Origin of the sequence: Scandinavium sp. M-37 (genome assembly GCF_043558715.1) — a bacterium.
GTDB lineage: Bacteria > Pseudomonadota > Gammaproteobacteria > Enterobacterales > Enterobacteriaceae > Scandinavium > Scandinavium vulneris_A.
The window spans coordinates 37,716-54,965 of record NZ_JBIGIN010000024.1 but is presented as its reverse complement, the minus strand read 5'-3'; the positions used below and the strand labels follow the sequence as shown (position 1 = coordinate 54,965).

Below are 17,250 nucleotides of genomic sequence, written 5' to 3'. Positions count from 1 at the left end.
GCTGTATCGTTTACTTTACGTACGTAACCGTAGTTTTAAACTCGGCTATTACGCTTCGGTAGGACGACGACGTACTGGTGCATCATCACGACGCGGCGCACGGCCACCTTCGCGACGCTCACCGCTGAAACGGCCTGCACCACCTTCACGACGTTCGCCGCTGAAACGACGACCTTCGCTACGACCGCCTTCACGACGCTCGCCGAAACCACCACGACCGCCAGCAGGGCCGCCACGACGCTCGCCACCACCGGTGTGCGGCACGGCATCACCGACCAGTTGCATGTTCATCGGCTTGTTCAGGATGCGGGTACGAGTAAAGTGCTGAAGCACTTCGCCCGGCATACCTTTTGGCAGCTCGATAGTCGAGTGGGTACCGAACAGCTTGATGTTACCGATGTAACGGCTGCTGATATCGCCTTCGTTAGCGATGGCGCCAACGATGTGACGAACTTCAACCCCGTCATCACGGCCCACTTCAATGCGGTACAGCTGCATGTCACCAACGTCACGACGTTCGCGACGCGGACGGTCTTCACCGCTGCGCTCTGGACGATCGCCACGTGGGCCACGGTCGTTACGGTCACCGCGCGGAGCACGGTCATTGCGATCGAAACGATCGTCACGATCGCGGAACTCACGCTTAGGACGCATCGGCGCATCTGGTGGCAGGATCAGTGGACGTTCGCCCTGAGCCATTTTCAACAGTGCTGCAGCCAGGGTTTCCATATCCAGCTCTTCTTCAGCAGAAGGCTGAATTTTTGCCAGCAGACCGCGGTAGATATCCAGGTCGCTGCTTTCCAGCTGCTGCTGGATTTTAGCGGAGAACTTAGCCAGACGACGTTCGCTCAGCAGTTCACGGGTCGGCAGTTCAACTTCTGGAATGGTCAGCTTCATGGTGCGTTCGATGTTGCGCAGCAGGCGACGCTCGCGGTTCTCAACGAACAGCAGCGCACGACCCGCACGACCCGCACGACCGGTACGGCCGATACGGTGAACGTAGGATTCTGAGTCCATTGGAATGTCGTAGTTAACAACCAGGCTGATACGCTCAACGTCCAGGCCACGGGCCGCAACGTCGGTAGCAATCAGGATGTCCAGACGACCATCTTTCAGACGATCCAGAGTCTGCTCACGCAGGGACTGGTTCATGTCGCCGTTCAGCGCTGCGCTGTTATAGCCGCTTTGTTCCAGCGCTTCAGCCACTTCCAGAGTCGCGTTTTTGGTACGCACGAAGATAATCGCCGCATCAAAATCTTCCGCTTCCAGGAAACGAACCAGTGCTTCGTTTTTACGCATGCCCCACACCGTCCAGTAGCTCTGGCTGATGTCAGGACGGGTCGTCACGCTTGACTGAATGCGGACTTCCTGTGGTTCTTTCATGAAGCGACGGGTAATACGACGAATCGCTTCTGGCATGGTCGCAGAGAACAGCGCGGTCTGATGACCTTCTGGGATCTGCGCCATAATGGTTTCAACGTCTTCGATGAAGCCCATACGCAGCATTTCATCGGCTTCGTCCAGTACCAGACCTTTCAGGCTGGACAGGTTCAGCGTGCCACGTTTTAAGTGATCGAGCAGACGGCCCGGGGTACCCACGACAATTTGTGGACCCTGACGCAGGGCGCGCAGCTGTACGTCATAACGCTGGCCACCGTAAAGGGCTACCACGTTTACGCCGTGCATATGTTTAGAGAAATCCGTCATGGCTTCAGCAACCTGAACCGCCAGTTCGCGGGTCGGCGCCAGCACCAGAATCTGTGGTGCTTTCAGCTCTGGATCAAGGTTGTGCAGCAGCGGTAAAGAGAACGCTGCAGTTTTGCCGCTACCGGTCTGGGCCATACCCAGTACGTCACGGCCACCGAGCAGATGTGGGATACACTCTGCCTGGATTGGAGATGGTTTTTCGTAACCCAGATCGTTCAGGGCTTTGAGGATGGAGGCGTTCAGCCCCAGATCGGAAAAAGTAGTTTCGATAGTAGTAGTCTCGATGATATCAGTCATGTAGTACACGTGCCTCGTAGATGGCGGCCAGTCTACATAACTCATCGTGAAATTGACCTGCAATTTTCATTGAAAAGTGTGAACCGGCTCAAATTTGGTGAATTAACGAACAATAAAGCCCTCACCCGTAAAGATGATGGCAATCAAAAAAGATTATGGGCTGAGTTGTTCGTCAGCTATTGCTGGTCCGATTCTGCCAGGTCGTCTTGCTCCTGGCCCAAGAGCGCTAATTCCAACAATGCGTATCGGTGCTCAACAAAGTTATGAACGTTGTTAGCAACCGCCAGTTTGAACAGTGCCGTAGCGCTGTCCTTGTCCCCCAGACTTAGGTAGTACTTACCTAAATAGAAGTTTGTTTCACTGAGATGCTCAGCGAGCGAGGTGTTATCCGTTGCGTCTGCCTTCAGTCTTTCCATCAGCGTTGCTTCGCTAATGTTACCGAGGTAGAACTCGACAATGTTCCATCCCCATTGCTCTTTGTCCGATTTTTCATAGCGCTGCTTGAGTGCTACGACAGCCTGCTTCTCATCGAGCTTCCGCTCAACGATATAAAGCCACAGACTACGGAAAGGATCATTGGGATCGTCTTGATAAAACGCCAGCAGATCATCTTGCGCTAACTTTGCGCGACCACCGTAATAAAGCGCGATGCCGCGGTTCAGATATGCGTAATTGTAAGTTGGATCAAGCTCAAGTACAGAATCAAACGCTTCATAGGCAGCATCAAAATTGCCTGCCTGCGTTAAATAAATGCCTAAGTAATTGAATACTTCAGGCATATCGGGTCTGATTGCCAACGCTTGCGAGAAATCGTTCCGCGCTAATGCTCTCAAACCGAGACTATCATACAACACTCCGCGCTCATATAAAAGCTGTGCGCGTTCATCATCGGTTAAAGCCCGACTGGCAAGAATTTGTTCCATACGTGCCAGAATCACTTCTTGCTGTAAAGTCGGTTGCAATGGCACCGCCAGGACTTCACTCTTGCGCCAGGCAGAATTACTGCATCCTGCCAGCGTGAGTGCTGTCGCAACGAAACACCAGCGCAAAAAAGGCTTCATTTCCCACTCCCGAAGACAACAATTGGATGAACGTCCTGTTCCCCGGCTGCTAACAAGCGTCCTGCCCGGAATGCGCCCTCCGCAAAAGCGGAGGGCTAATGGCAACCTTACTCGCCCTGTTCCGCTGCCGGCGCTTCTGGCGCGGCGGCTGGCTGAGTCTGCTCAGTCGCTTCTTTAATGCTCAGACGTACGCGGCCCTGGCGATCAACTTCCAGAACTTTAACCGGTACTTCCTGACCCATCTGCAGATAGTCAGTCACTTTCTCAACACGCTTGTCGGCAATCTGAGAAATGTGGACCAGACCTTCTTTACCGCCACCGATAGCAACGAATGCACCGAAGTCTACGATACGAGTAACTTTACCGTTGTAGATGCGGCCCACTTCGATTTCAGCGGTGATCTCTTCGATACGGCGAATAGCGTACTGCGCTTTGTCACCGTCGGTCGCTGCGATTTTCACGGTACCGTCATCTTCGATTTCGATGGTGGTGCCGGTTTCTTCGGTCAGCGCACGGATAACAGAGCCACCTTTACCGATAACGTCTTTGATCTTGTCTGGACTGATCTTGATGGTGTGAATACGCGGTGCGAATTCAGAGATGTCACCACGCGGTGCGTTGATAGCCTGTTCCATTACGCCCAGAATGTGCAGACGCGCACCTTTGGCCTGGTTCAGAGCAACCTGCATGATCTCTTTGGTGATACCTTCAATTTTGATATCCATCTGCAGTGCAGAGATACCTTCGCGGGAACCCGCTACTTTGAAGTCCATATCGCCCAGGTGATCTTCGTCGCCGAGGATGTCGGACAGAACTACGAAGTTCTCGCCTTCTTTCACCAGACCCATCGCGATACCTGCTACTGCAGATTTAATCGGTACGCCTGCATCCATCAGTGCCAGAGAAGCACCACATACGGAAGCCATGGAAGAAGAACCGTTAGATTCGGTGATTTCAGACACAACGCGTACGGTGTATGGGAATTCGTCGGTGGTAGGCATCACTGCCAACACGCCACGCTTCGCCAGACGGCCGTGACCAATTTCACGACGCTTCGGTGAGCCAACCATACCGGTTTCGCCCACAGAGTACGGAGGGAAGTTGTAGTGGAACAGGAAGCTGTCGGTGCGATCGCCCATCAGCTCGTCAATGTTCTGTGCGTCACGTGCGGTACCCAGAGTCGCTGTTACCAGCGCCTGAGTTTCACCACGGGTGAACAGTGCGGAACCGTGAGTACGTGGCAGTACGCCAGTGCGCACGTCCAGACCACGGATCATGTCTTTCTCACGACCATCGATACGCGGTTCGCCTGCCAGTACGCGGCTACGTACAGCGGTTTTCTCGATACCGTGCAGGATGTCGCCCAAGTCGTTAGCGTCCAGGGTGTCGTCTTCGGCAATCAGGGTCGCGATAACGTCAGATTTGATAGCATCAATCTGCGCGTAACGTTCCTGCTTGTCGGTAATGCGGTAAGCATCGCTCAGACGAGACTGTGCCAGCTCAGCAACGCGCGCGTGCAGCGCTTCGTTGACGGCTTCTGGCTGCCAATCCCAACGTGGTTTACCCGCTTCTTTCACCAGGTCGTTGATGTTCTGGATGACGACCTGCTGCTGCTCGTGGCCAAATACCACCGCGCCCAGCATCTGATCTTCACTCAGCAGTTCTGCTTCGGATTCAACCATCAGGACCGCAGCTTCGGTACCGGCAACAACCAGGTCCAGTTTGCTGGTTTTCAGCTCTTCCTGGGTTGGGTTCAGTACGTACTGGTCATTGATGTAACCGACGCGAGCAGAACCGATTGGGCCATTGAATGGAATACCAGACAGGGACAGCGCTGCGGATGCACCGATCATCGCCACGATATCTGGGTTAACCTGTGGGTTTACGGACACAACGGTCGCGATAACCTGGACTTCGTTGACGAAGCCTTCCGGGAACAGCGGACGAACCGGGCGGTCAATCAGACGCGCGATCAGGGTTTCGCCTTCGCTTGGACGGCCTTCACGACGGAAGAAACCACCAGGGATTTTACCGGCAGCGTAAGTACGCTCCTGGTAGTTAACGGTCAGCGGGAAGAAGTCCTGGCCTGGTTTCGCTTTTTTCTGACCTACAACGGTAACGAATACCGCGGTGTCATCCATGCTAACCATAACAGCAGCCGTCGCCTGACGTGCCATCATGCCGGTTTCCAGAGTGACCGTGTGCTGGCCATACTGGAATTTACGAACGATCGGATTCAGCAAAATAATATCCTTTCTTGATGAGTAACGGGACACCATTGGATGTACCGTTTAGAGAACCGATCCTCTTGCATCCTCGCGACTAATGACAATCCTAACCTACGGTTAAGTCTCTCATTAGCCGCGCGAAACGCTGCAATGAAGATCATTTGTTTCAGCAATACAAACAATACATGAGTTTCATGTTAATTGCTGCCATCTGGTTGAAAAAAGGGGCCCTAAAGGCCCCTCTTTCTGAAACTCGCCAGAATTAGCGACGCAGACCCAGACGCTCGATCAGCGCGGTGTAGCGTGCTACATCTTTACGTTTCAGGTAGTCGAGCAGTTTACGACGCTGAGAAACCATGCGCAGCAGACCACGACGGCTGTGGTGATCTTTTTTGTGCTCAGAGAAGTGACCCTGCAGGTGGTTGATCTGAGCAGTCAGCAGTGCAACCTGAACTTCGGTAGAACCGCTGTCGTTAGAACCACTACCAAACTCGGAAACGATTTTTGCTTTAGCTTCAACGCTTAGAGACATTTTAAACTCCAGATTTAAAAAGTAAAAAGGGTGCCGATCTCTAATTCAGCGACCCCAGGATTAACGGCCTCATCTAGGCGAACCTTTATTCGGACGTTAAGCGGCAATATTCTACCTGTAGCGACCTGTTATCGCAAGACAGGCGATTATTGCGGATACTCGACAACCAGACGACGCGGCGCAACGCGGCCTTCGTCATCAATCTCGCCCATACCGATGAATTTGCCATCATCGCCTTCGGTCACACGCACCAGGCCCGTGACCTGAACACCTGCTGAACGCACCGGATTACCGTTTTTGAAGTACACCGACGAGGTCAGTGGCAGGTTTACCAGCGGGAAATCTGCCGCCGGGCTGTCCATCGGCATCAGCAGCGGATCCAGCAGTTGTGCCGCCGGAATATCCTGTGCTTCAGCCTGAGCAACCAACGCCTGTAAGTGCTCCAGCGTGACCATTTTTTCGACCGGATAGCGGCTTACCGCCAGGCGGCGTAGCATGATGACATGCGCCCCACAGCCCAACTTCTCACCCAGGTCATCAATGATTGTCCGGATGTAGGTGCCTTTCGAACAGTGGATTTCCAGCTCAAGCTCATCGCCTTCATGACGAATGAACAACAGCTCGTAGACGGTAATCGGACGCGCTTCGCGCGGTACTTCAATGCCCTGGCGAGCGTATTCGTACAGCTTCTTACCCTGGTATTTCAACGCCGAGTACATCGACGGCACCTGCAGGGTGTCACCGCGGAAACTCTCCAGCGCGGCGGCCAGTTCAGTAGCGGTAAACGCCATTGGACGCTCTTCCACCACCTGACCATCGGCATCAGACGTATCGGTACGCTGGCCGAGCTTCGCAATCACCCGATAGCGTTTATCGGAATCGAGCAGATACTGCGAAAATTTGGTGGCTTCACCGAGACAGACGGGCAACATGCCTGTCGCCAACGGATCCAGCGCGCCGGTATGCCCTGCGCGGTTCGCGTTATAGAGACGCTTTACCTTTTGCAGTACGTCATTACTGGATGCGCCCTGTGGCTTATCCAGCAGCAGCACACCGTGAATATCGCGACCACGACGACGAGGACGACTCATCAGTCCTCCTTGCTGTCGTCCGGGTTCACACGACGTTCTTCGTCATGCTTCACCACGTTGGTCACGAGGTTGGACATACGCATGCCCTCAACCAGCGAGTTATCGTAGAAGAAGGTGAGTTCCGGCACGATACGCAGACGCATGGCTTTGCCCAGCAGCGTACGGATAAAGCCGGAAGCATCCTGCAACGCACGGATGCCCGCTTTCACAGCAGCTTCATCTTTGTCGTTCAGGAAGGTGACGAATACTTTGGCGTAGGCCAGGTCACGGGAGACTTCAACCCCGGAAACGGTAGTCATCAGACCCAAACGCGGATCTTTAATTTCGCGCTGCAGGATGATAGCAATCTCTTTCTGCATCTCCTGGGATACGCGCTGTGGGCGACCAAATTCTTTCGCCATAATAAATTCTCCAGATAAAGACAAAAAAGGGGCCATAAGCCCCTTTTTAGAACGATTGCCGGGTGGCGCTTCTAAGCCTGATGGCGCTCGCGCTTATCAGGCCTACAAACCCGGACATTTCAACGATTAGTCAATGCTACGCTGAATCTCGATAATCTCGAACACTTCGATCATATCGCCGACGCGGACGTCGTTGTAGTTCTTAACGCCGATACCACATTCCATGCCGTTACGGACTTCGTTGGCATCATCTTTGAAGCGGCGCAGAGATTCCAGCTCACCTTCATAGATAACCACGTTGTCGCGCAGAACGCGGATTGGGTTGTGACGTTTGACCACACCCTCGGTAACCATACAACCTGCGATGGCACCAAATTTAGGTGATTTGAACACGTCACGAACTTCAGCCAGACCGATGATCTGCTGTTTCAGTTCTGGTGACAGCTTGCCGCTCATCGCTGCTTTCACTTCGTCGATCAGGTTATAGATGACGGAGTAGTAACGCAGATCCAGGCTTTCAGCTTCGATGACACGGCGCGCAGATGCGTCAGCACGTACGTTGAAGCCAACCAGAATCGCGTTGGATGCAGCAGCCAGGGTCGCGTCGGTTTCGGTGATACCACCTACGCCAGAACCGATGATCTTCACCTTCACTTCGTCGGTAGAGAGTTTCAGCAGAGAATCGGAGATTGCTTCTACAGAACCCTGTACGTCGGCCTTCAGAACGACGTTCACTTCGTGAACTTCGCCTTCGGTCATGTTGGCGAACATGTTTTCCAGCTTAGATTTCTGCTGACGAGCCAGCTTAACTTCACGGAATTTGCCCTGACGATACAGCGCAACTTCACGCGCTTTCTTCTCGTCACGAACAACCGTAACTTCGTCACCGGCAGCCGGTACACCAGACAGGCCGAGGATCTCAACCGGAATGGACGGACCTGCTTCCATCACTTCCTGACCGAGTTCGTTACGCATCGCACGAACGCGACCGTATTCGAAGCCACACAGGACGATGTCGCCCTTGTTCAGGGTACCTTCACGAACCAGCACGGTTGCAACCGGACCACGACCTTTATCCAGGAAGGATTCGATAACTGCACCGCTCGCCATACCGTTACGGACGGCTTTCAGCTCCAGAACTTCAGCCTGCAGCAGAATAGCGTCGAGCAGGTCATCAATACCGGTACCGGCTTTCGCAGATACGTGGATGAACTGGCTTTCGCCGCCCCACTCTTCCGGCATGATGCCGTACTGGGACAGTTCCTGCTTCACGCGATCCGGATCGGCTTCCATCTTATCGATTTTGTTCACTGCAACGACCACTGGCACCTGCGCCGCTTTCGCGTGCTGGATAGCTTCGATAGTCTGCGGCATCACGCCATCGTCTGCGGCAACAACCAGTACCACGATATCCGTCGCCTGCGCACCACGAGCACGCATGGAGGTAAACGCGGCGTGGCCCGGGGTATCCAGGAAGGTGATCATGCCGTTGTCAGTTTCTACGTGGTAAGCACCGATATGCTGGGTAATACCACCCGCTTCGCCGGATGCCACTTTAGTAGAACGAATGTAGTCGAGCAGAGAGGTTTTACCGTGGTCAACGTGACCCATGATGGTCACAACCGGTGCACGCGGTTCAGCCGCTGCGCCAGTGTCACGGTCGCTCATTACTGCTTCTTCCAGCTCGTTTTCACGACGCAGGATAACTTTGTGGCCCATCTCTTCGGCAACCAGCTGTGCGGTTTCCTGGTCGATGACCTGGTTGATGGTCGCCATTGCGCCCAGTTTCATCATTGCTTTGATGACCTGAGAACCTTTAACGGCCATTTTGTTTGCCAGATCGCCAACGGTGATGGTCTCACCGATGATAACGTCACGGTTAACAGCCTGAGCTGGCTTCTGGAAGCCCTGCTGCAGGGAAGAACCTTTACGCTTGCCACCTTTACCGCCACGAATGGAAGCACGGGCTTCTTCGCGGTCGGCTTTAGATTCAGCATGTTTGTTGGCTTTCTTAGGACGCGCAGCTTTGGTGTTGCGACCACGGCTACGGCCACCTTCGCTTTCACGATCGTTTTCGTCTTCAGCCTGACGAGCATGCTGAGATGTGGTCACGTGATAGTCGCTGGTGTCTTCAGTCGGCTCAGCGGCGGTATTCACACCGTTTTTCTCGTTTTCTTCGGCCATGCGGCGGGCTTCTTCCGCAACGCGACGGGCTTCTTCTTCGAGCTTGCGGCGCGCTTCTTCTTCCGCTTTACGCTTCAGCTCTGCGGCTTCTGCTTCACGGCGGGCTTTCTCAGCCTGGGCGGTTTTTGTCATATCGTCTGTCTGTTGATTGCTCACTTTGTCTTTTTCCGCAACTTCACGTTTCGCTTTATCAGCGGATTCACGTTTAGCTTTTTCTGCGGCCTCACGTTCAGCTTTTGCCTGTGCCTCACGCTTGGCTGTTTCTTCAGCCTCACGGCGGGCTTGTTCTTCCGCTTCACGCTTCGCTTCTTCTTCCGCCAGACGTTCAGCTTCCTGCGGGTCACGTTTTACAAAGGTACGCGTTTTGCGGACTTCAATCTGCACCGATTTACTTTTACCGCCGGTACCCTGAACGCTCAGAGTACTGCGAGTTTTGCGCTGCAGCGTCAGCTTGTCTGGCGCCGAACCGTGTTCACGGTTCAGGTGCGCTAACAAAGTCTGTTTTTCTTGTGCGGTTACAGAGTCATCAGCTTGCTTCGGGATACCTGCATCAGCGAATTGCTGTACCAGGCGGTCCACGGAAGTCTGAATCTCTGCGGCCAGCGTTTTTACGGTTACATCTGTTGTCATGCTGTTCCTTCCTGCTACAGTTTATTACGCTTCGTCGCCGAACCAGCAAATATTGCGTGCGGCCATGATGAGCTCACCCGCTTTCTCGTCGGTTAAACCTTCGATATCAGACAGGTCATCAATGCCCTGATCGGCGAGATCTTCCAGCGTACAAACACCGCGGGCAGCCAGCTTAAATGCCATTGCACGATCGAGACCTTCAAGGTTCAGCAGATCGTCAGCCGGTTTTTTATCACCGAGGCTTTCTTCCTGAGCCAGCGCCAGCGTAGTCAGTGCGTTTTTCGCACGTTCACGAAGTGCTTCAACGGTCTGTTCATCCAGGCCGTCAATTTCCAGCAGTTCTTTCATTGGCACGTAGGCCAGTTCTTCCAGGCTGGAGAAACCTTCTTCTACCAGCACGGTCGCGAAGTCTTCATCAATATCGAGATATTTGGTGAAGGTATCGATAGCCGCGTGTGCTTCAGCCTGATGCTTAGCCTGCAGGTCGTCAACGGTCATCACGTTGAGATCCCAGCCGCTCAGCTGAGAAGCCAGACGCACGTTCTGTCCATTACGACCAATGGCCTGCGCCAGGTTGCCCGCTTCTACTGCGATATCCATCGTATGTTTGTCTTCGTCAACAACGATAGACGCCACATCGGCCGGAGCCATCGCGTTAATCACGAACTGTGCCGGGTTGTCATCCCACAGTACGATATCAATACGCTCACCGCCCAGTTCTGTCGAGACAGCCTGAACGCGCGCGCCACGCATACCGACACAAGCACCGACCGGGTCGATACGTTTGTCGTTGGTTTTCACCGCGATTTTCGCACGGGAACCCGGATCGCGGGCTGCGGCTTTAATTTCGATAACTTCTTCACCGATTTCCGGCACTTCGATGCGGAACAGTTCGATCAGCATCTCAGGCTTAGAACGGGTGACGAACAGCTGCGCGCCACGCGCTTCCGGACGTACAGAATAGAGTACGCCACGAATACGGTCGCCCGGACGGAAATTTTCGCGCGGCAGCATATCTTCACGCAGGATCACGGCTTCAGCATTGCTGCCCAGATCCAGAGAGATGTTGTCGCGGTTCACTTTCTTCACCACGCCGGTGATGATTTCACCTTCGTGTTCACGGAACTGATCAACAACCATCGCACGTTCCGCTTCGCGGACTTTCTGTACGATAACCTGCTTCGCGGTTTGAGTGGTGATACGGTCGAAGGTCACAGATTCAATCTGGTCTTCAACGAAATCGCCCACGTTCATGCTTTCATCTTCGTAGCGAGCTGCTTCCAGCGTGATTTCACGGGTCGGCATTGTCACTTCTTCGACCACTACCCAACGACGGAAAGTGTCAAAGTCACCGCTTTTACGGTCGATGCTAACGCGAACGTCGATTTCTTGTTCGTATTTTTTCTTTGTAGCCGTTGCCAGAGCACTTTCCAGCGCTTCGAAAATCTTCTCGCGCGGCAGCGATTTTTCATTGGAAACGGCTTCAACGACAGCCAAAATTTCTTTGTTCATCGGGGCCTTTCACCTCAATCCAGACTGTTAAAAGTGGGGAACCAGGTTCGCCTTCTGGATGTTACTCAGCGCGAACACTTCATCTTTGCCTTCGACTGTAACAGTGATCATCTCACCGTCTACCGCTTTGATAACGCCCTGCCATTTACGACGGTTCTGAACCGCCATGCGCAGGACCAGCGTGACCTCTTCACCGAGGAAACGCGTGTAATGTTCAGCGGTGAACATAGGACGGTCGAGTCCTGGTGAGGAAACTTCCAGGTTGTAAGCGACGGTAATGGGGTCTTCGACATCCATGACGGCACTGACCTGGTGGCTCACATCAGCACAATCATCAACATTGATGCCATTCTCACTATCAATATAGATGCGCAGCGTAGATGTGCGACCGCGAACGAATTCGATGCCGACCAGCTCGAAGCCTAGTGCCTCAACCGGCGCCGTAAGCATCTCTGTTAATTTCTGTTCTAATGTGGACAAGCCCACCCCCAAGACATAAAAAAAGGGCGTAAAGCCCAGTTATTCTTTAGTCAGATAACAAAAAACCCCGATAAATCGGGGCTTTAGATAACTGAACCCTATAACCGCAAACGCGGTCTGGAGTACTTTCCGTGAGAATTCTTTCAAATCCAGCGACGATTACGAAGAGTATATTTGAAAAAAAACTCAAAGGGAAAGTGGTTGCGGGGGCCGGATTTGAACCGACGACCTTCGGGTTATGAGCCCGACGAGCTACCAGGCTGCTCCACCCCGCGCCTGAAACGTGGCATATTTTACTCAAACTGAGTAAAAAACGCAAATACTGCTGGGATTTGGTACCGAGGACGGGACGTAAAACCGGCCTGTAGTATATTGAAATTTCATCGGTTATGTCAACCCATTCATCTTGATAATTGCCAGGGCATAAAAAACCTGTTGTTATGCATATTGCTACTTTCCTGAACAGGGAATTTTTACGCTAAAACGCATGAATCACTTCCTGTTCCGTGAAAAAGATGATTAAATGAAAACTCACTTATTTTGCATAAACATGCAGTAAGCGCTAAAGCACTTACCTCACCACAGTCTGGCAAGCAGGGTTTTACTTTATGACGACGATTCTCAAGCATCTTCCATCTGGTCAACGTATTGGTATCGCTTTCTCCGGTGGTCTGGACACCAGCGCCGCACTGCTGTGGATGCGAAAAAAAGGCGCGGTACCCTATGCCTACACCGCGAACCTCGGTCAGCCGGATGAAGAGGACTACGATGCTATCCCACGCCGCGCAATGGAGTACGGCGCTGAAAATGCACGTCTTATTGATTGCCGTAAGCAACTGGTTGCTGAGGGCATCGCCGCAATCCAGTGCGGTGCATTCCACAACACCACCGGCGGCCTGACCTATTTCAACACCACCCCACTCGGTCGCGCCGTAACTGGCACCATGCTGGTTGCCGCCATGAAAGAAGACGGCGTCAACATCTGGGGTGACGGCAGTACATATAAAGGCAACGATATCGAACGTTTCTATCGTTATGGCCTGCTGACCAACGCCGAGCTGAGAATTTACAAACCGTGGCTGGATACCGACTTCATCGACGAGCTTGGTGGCCGTCTGGAAATGTCTGAGTTTATGATTGCCTGCGGTTTCGACTACAAGATGTCGGTCGAAAAAGCCTACTCCACCGATTCCAACATGCTTGGCGCAACCCATGAAGCCAAGGATCTGGAATTCCTGAACTCCAGCGTCAAAATCGTTAACCCGATTATGGGCGTCAAATTCTGGGATGAGAGCGTCAAGATCCCGGCGGAAGAAGTGACCATCCGTTTCGAGCAAGGCCATCCGGTGGCGCTGAACGGCAAAACCTTCAGCGACGATGTCGAGATGATGCTGGAAGCCAACCGTATCGGTGGCCGTCACGGTCTGGGTATGAGCGATCAGATTGAAAACCGTATTATCGAAGCGAAAAGCCGCGGGATCTATGAAGCACCGGGTATGGCCCTGCTGCATATTGCCTATGAGCGCCTGCTAACCGGGATCCACAACGAAGACACCATCGAACAGTATCATGCGCACGGTCGTCAGTTGGGTCGCCTGTTGTATCAGGGTCGCTGGTTTGATTCTCAGGCACTGATGCTGCGTGATGCCCTGCAACGTTGGGTCGCCAGCGCCATTACTGGGGAAGTCACCCTGGAACTGCGTCGCGGTAATGACTACTCAATCCTCAATACCGTGTCTGACAACCTGACCTACAAAGCAGAACGTCTGACGATGGAGAAAGGCGATTCGGTATTCTCACCAGACGATCGTATCGGTCAGTTGACTATGCGTAACCTGGATATCACCGACACCCGTGAGAAACTCATTGGTTACGCAAAAACGGGACTGCTGTCTGCTTCAAGCGGAAACGGCTTGCCGCAGGTCGAAAATCAGGAAAGCCTGAGCAAGAAATAATTTTGCCCGCTAAAGGCCGGATCTCCGGCCTTTATTATTTTTGCATCTGAAAAAGGTTGCCAACACGCATCATTTTCTCAACCATAGCCGATCTTTAAGTCTATTTTACCTGTCGCTCTTCCCTCTTGTGCATTAACATATCATCTATAATTTCTGACGGCAGAAATCGTCATTTATCATGAGGATCTCTATGCACATTTCTCCCCCGATTCGTCCACAGCAGGCAATTAATCGACTTTTGGACGCACTCGAACCCCACGCCACGCCCATCAATGCCATCGCCAGAAAAAAGATTAACTGGCATTACAAAGGCAAGCAGCAACTCTGGCTTTTCAGGGAGGGCGAGATTTCCATGCTCCGTGCTTCCGATGGTTTGCTGATGATCACCGTCTATGAGGGACATGTGTTTGGCATCGCCGAGATGTTACAACCCGTGCGTGGACATGTATTACGCACTGAGGCCGAATCCGTCATGTCACGGATCGATGCTGACGACGCCATGCGTATTTTGCGGGAACAAGGGCTTTGGGAAGATGCAACCTCATTACTGGCATACCACACGGCGTATCTGGCTTATCGTGATGCCCTGGTTTTACAGCAGCGAACCTATGCGGTTATTCGCAATCATCTGATGGAAATGATCCTGCTGTCAGAAGAAATGCGCATGCGGACTTCTATCCTCGATTATATTCAGGACAGAACGCATCTGTCGCGTAGCAGTATTCTCAATGTGTTATCAGCGTTAAAGAAAGGGAAATACATTCAGTTTATCCGCGGCGGCTATTTACAAAGCATTGAAACATTGCCAGAAAAATTCTAATTTTGAACCCACCTTCTGCGAGTGAAATATTTGCAGAAGGTTTTTACATTTAAAAACACATTCAAACCCTCTGACAAACTCCCGCCTAAATTTCGCTCCAGATTTAAATTTAAACTTTTTAGAATTAACCAATATTTAAATTCATCTATATCTTAGCGATCTACGCTACTCAGCGAACTCAATGAGTTTTCGACTTCAATATAGGATCAAAGTTCAAAATGAAAAAGACGCTTGTCGCTCTGATGGTTTTAAACGCGTGCGCTGTGTCCACCGCATTTGCTGCTGGTGATGCTGGTACCTGGTACGGCGGTGCTAAATTCGGTTGGTCTCATTACGCTGATGTCAGCGGAAACAAAAACTTCAACGAAAGCCTGAATGCTTCCAACGATTTCAACGTTGATCACGACAACGTGGGCGGCGGCGTATTCGGCGGCTACCAGATCAATGACTGGCTGGCCGTTGAAGGGGGTTACGATTACCTCGGCAATGCACAGTTCAACGGTAACCACGGCGTTAACGGTGCAAAAATGAAGAGCCAGGGCTTGCAACTGTCTCTGAAAACCAGCTATGCGCTGACCAGTGACTGGGACCTGTATGGCCGCTTCGGTGCGATGGGCTACCGCGCTGAAACCGACGTTGCTGGTAAAAACAACTTCGAAACAGGCGTCCGTCCAGTGGTTGCCGCGGGTACCGAATACGCGTTTAACAAAAACTGGGCCGGTCGTCTGGAATACCAGTGGGTTTCCAACGTGGGTAACTCTAACCAGATTGGTCTGAGCTCCGACATTCATTCCGTTTCTGCGGGCATCGTGTATCGCTTCGGCCAGCACGACGATGTTGCACCTGCCGTGGTAGCTGCCCCTGTTGTTGCTCCAGAAGTAAAAACCTTCAACCTGAAGTCTGACGTGATGTTCGGTTACGATTCCGCCACGCTGACCGAAGAAGGCAAAGCCGCCATCAACCAGCTGTATAACTCTCCGGAAATGCAGTCTGCAAAAAATAACAGCACTACCGTTATCGGCTACAGCGACCGTACCGGTAAAGCAGAATACAACCAGGAACTGTCTGCGCGCCGTGCCCAGGCCGTTGCTGACCAGCTGGTAGCCGACGGTATGCCAGCCGCGAACATTCAGACCGAAGGCCGTGGTGCCAGCGAATCTGTAACCGGTAATACCTGTGACAACCAGACCGGCAATGCGCTGATTAGCTGCCTGTCTCCTGATCGCCGTGTCGTTGTGCAGATTTCCGGTCAGTAAGCCTTACTCGCGATAGCAAACACTTGATTCATTTGCCCGATCACACGCATCGGGCTTTTTTTTGTCTGAAGGATCAACCCATGCGTATGTTTAAGCTAAAAGCAGCTCTTCTGATTGCAACACTCGGTACCGCCGCGGCAACCAACGCGTCTGTTAATCTCCACGCTGAGGCCGGTGAAGAATTTACCAACCTGTCTGCCAGTTTCGGGGCAAATGAACCAGGCCTGACGTTTAATGGTAACTGGGGTCACAGCGATGATGATGGTGATATTGCCGGCCTCGGTTTGGGCTGGAATATGCCATTAGGACCGTTCCTGTTTACCCTGGGCGGAAAGGCGTTATATCTGAGCCCGAACGACGGTGATGAGGGGTATGCAGTCGCGGTTGGCGGCGGCGCGCAGGTGCCAATCGGCGACTTTATCACTGTATTTGGTGACTACTACTATTCACCCGATTCAATGTCGAGCGGTGTGGAAGATTACGTCGAAGGAAACGCGGGTGTCCGTCTGCGCGTCCTGAAATCAATGAACATAGAGGCGGGCTATCGCTATATTAATATGGCAGGTAAAAACGGTCACCGTGACAACACGCTGGCCGATGGGCCGTATGCAGGATTCAACTTTAGCTTCTAAATCATTCCTGAGATTGCCGGGCACCGGCAATCTCTTCTTCTGCCCTTCTTCAGGCCGTGGCCTTCAACGGTTTGAGCATTTCATTAATGGCCTTCAATCCGGCAATATTCCCCTCTTTGCGATAGGTTTCATTCATCGCGGAGATCTGCTCGAGTTTTGATAATGCGGTAAAGACGCGGTGAGCATCACTCGTAGTATCGAAAACTTCAGACGTTTTAACATCATCACCCATATTCGTTTTCAGTGTGTGTTGCAGTTCACTCAACCGAGTAGCGTTTTCTTTATAGCAATTATTCACAGCAGTGGTATCAGCAGCGGGATTATTTTGCGCATGGACCACAGGCACCGGCATGTCCCGTATTTCATTGACGGTTGTTAAGGATGAGGAACTGCTGCATGCGGTCAGCATGAATATTCCCGTCAGGGTCACAACTTTGGATATTTTCACGGCGACTTCATTCCTG

General features: G+C 52.4%; 15 protein-coding genes and 1 tRNA gene. 4 read left to right on the top strand and 12 right to left on the bottom strand.

All coding sequences use genetic code 11. The features are described from left to right. Positions 1 to 48: 48 nt before the first annotated feature. The 11 genes from ACG0Z5_RS16855 to ACG0Z5_RS16805 all read right to left on the bottom strand — a co-directional run bounded on the left by ACG0Z5_RS16855 (position 49) and on the right by ACG0Z5_RS16805 (position 12,398). A complete protein-coding gene (locus tag ACG0Z5_RS16855; protein WP_394449496.1) occupies positions 49 to 2,004 on the bottom strand; it encodes a DEAD/DEAH family ATP-dependent RNA helicase in 1,956 nt (651 codons plus the stop codon). Further along, the gene (gene yrbN, locus ACG0Z5_RS16850) at positions 1,997 to 2,074 is read right to left on the bottom strand and encodes a protein YrbN (RefSeq protein ID WP_110510645.1); all 78 of its coding nucleotides are present in this window, start codon (positions 2,072 to 2,074) and stop codon (positions 1,997 to 1,999) included. The genes ACG0Z5_RS16855 and yrbN overlap by 8 nt, the downstream gene beginning before the upstream one ends. A gap of 106 nt (positions 2,075 to 2,180) precedes the next feature. Next, a complete protein-coding gene (nlpI, locus tag ACG0Z5_RS16845; protein ID WP_394449494.1) occupies positions 2,181 to 3,065 on the bottom strand; it encodes a lipoprotein NlpI in 885 nt (294 codons plus the stop codon). Positions 3,066 to 3,172: 107 nt separating this feature from the next. Continuing rightward, the gene (pnp, locus tag ACG0Z5_RS16840; RefSeq protein ID WP_319627379.1) at positions 3,173 to 5,308 is read right to left on the bottom strand and encodes a polyribonucleotide nucleotidyltransferase; all 2,136 of its coding nucleotides are present in this window, start codon (positions 5,306 to 5,308) and stop codon (positions 3,173 to 3,175) included. Positions 5,309 to 5,555: 247 nt separating this feature from the next. Next, a complete protein-coding gene (gene rpsO, locus ACG0Z5_RS16835) occupies positions 5,556 to 5,825 on the bottom strand; it encodes a 30S ribosomal protein S15 (RefSeq protein ID WP_394449489.1) in 270 nt (89 codons plus the stop codon). A gap of 146 nt (positions 5,826 to 5,971) precedes the next feature. Further along, positions 5,972 to 6,916, bottom strand: a complete 945-nt coding sequence (gene truB, locus ACG0Z5_RS16830; RefSeq protein WP_394449486.1) for a tRNA pseudouridine(55) synthase TruB — start codon at positions 6,914 to 6,916, stop codon at positions 5,972 to 5,974. Then, positions 6,916 to 7,317 carry a 30S ribosome-binding factor RbfA gene (rbfA, locus tag ACG0Z5_RS16825; RefSeq protein ID WP_319627381.1) on the bottom strand — a complete coding sequence of 134 codons (402 nt, stop codon included), beginning with the start codon at positions 7,315 to 7,317 and terminating at the stop codon, positions 6,916 to 6,918. The genes truB and rbfA overlap by 1 nt, the downstream gene beginning before the upstream one ends. 126 nt (positions 7,318 to 7,443) lie before the next feature. Further along, entirely contained in the window at positions 7,444 to 10,131 is a 2,688-nt protein-coding gene (gene infB / locus ACG0Z5_RS16820; RefSeq protein WP_394449483.1) for a translation initiation factor IF-2, read from the bottom strand. A 24-nt stretch (positions 10,132 to 10,155) separates the two neighbouring features. Beyond that, positions 10,156 to 11,643: a transcription termination factor NusA gene (gene nusA / locus ACG0Z5_RS16815; protein WP_319627383.1), complete on the bottom strand. Its 1,488-nt coding sequence runs from the start codon at positions 11,641 to 11,643 to the stop codon at positions 10,156 to 10,158. A gap of 27 nt (positions 11,644 to 11,670) precedes the next feature. Continuing rightward, entirely contained in the window at positions 11,671 to 12,123 is a 453-nt protein-coding gene (gene rimP / locus ACG0Z5_RS16810) for a ribosome maturation factor RimP (protein ID WP_319627384.1), read from the bottom strand. Positions 12,124 to 12,321: 198 nt separating this feature from the next. Continuing rightward, positions 12,322 to 12,398 (bottom strand) — tRNA-Met (locus ACG0Z5_RS16805). Positions 12,399 to 12,731: 333 nt separating this feature from the next. On the opposite strand from ACG0Z5_RS16805, the gene argG reads away from it, so the two are divergent. The 4 genes from argG to ACG0Z5_RS16785 all read left to right on the top strand — a co-directional run bounded on the left by argG (position 12,732) and on the right by ACG0Z5_RS16785 (position 16,786). Next, positions 12,732 to 14,078, top strand: a complete 1,347-nt coding sequence (argG, locus tag ACG0Z5_RS16800) for an argininosuccinate synthase (RefSeq protein WP_394449478.1) — start codon at positions 12,732 to 12,734, stop codon at positions 14,076 to 14,078. 190 nt (positions 14,079 to 14,268) lie between these two features. After that, positions 14,269 to 14,898 (top strand): winged helix-turn-helix transcriptional regulator, encoded by a 630-nt coding sequence (locus ACG0Z5_RS16795; protein WP_394449475.1) that lies wholly within the window; start codon positions 14,269 to 14,271, stop codon positions 14,896 to 14,898. A gap of 218 nt (positions 14,899 to 15,116) precedes the next feature. Next, complete coding sequence (ompA, locus tag ACG0Z5_RS16790) at positions 15,117 to 16,154, top strand: porin OmpA (protein WP_394449472.1); 1,038 nt, start codon at positions 15,117 to 15,119, stop codon at positions 16,152 to 16,154. Positions 16,155 to 16,240: 86 nt separating this feature from the next. Next, positions 16,241 to 16,786, top strand: a complete 546-nt coding sequence (locus tag ACG0Z5_RS16785) for a YfaZ family outer membrane protein (protein ID WP_394449526.1) — start codon at positions 16,241 to 16,243, stop codon at positions 16,784 to 16,786. A 49-nt stretch (positions 16,787 to 16,835) separates the two neighbouring features. On the opposite strand, the gene ACG0Z5_RS16780 is transcribed toward ACG0Z5_RS16785, so the two are convergent. Then, complete coding sequence (locus ACG0Z5_RS16780) at positions 16,836 to 17,234, bottom strand: hypothetical protein (protein ID WP_394449469.1); 399 nt, start codon at positions 17,232 to 17,234, stop codon at positions 16,836 to 16,838. Positions 17,235 to 17,250 lie beyond the last annotated feature (16 nt).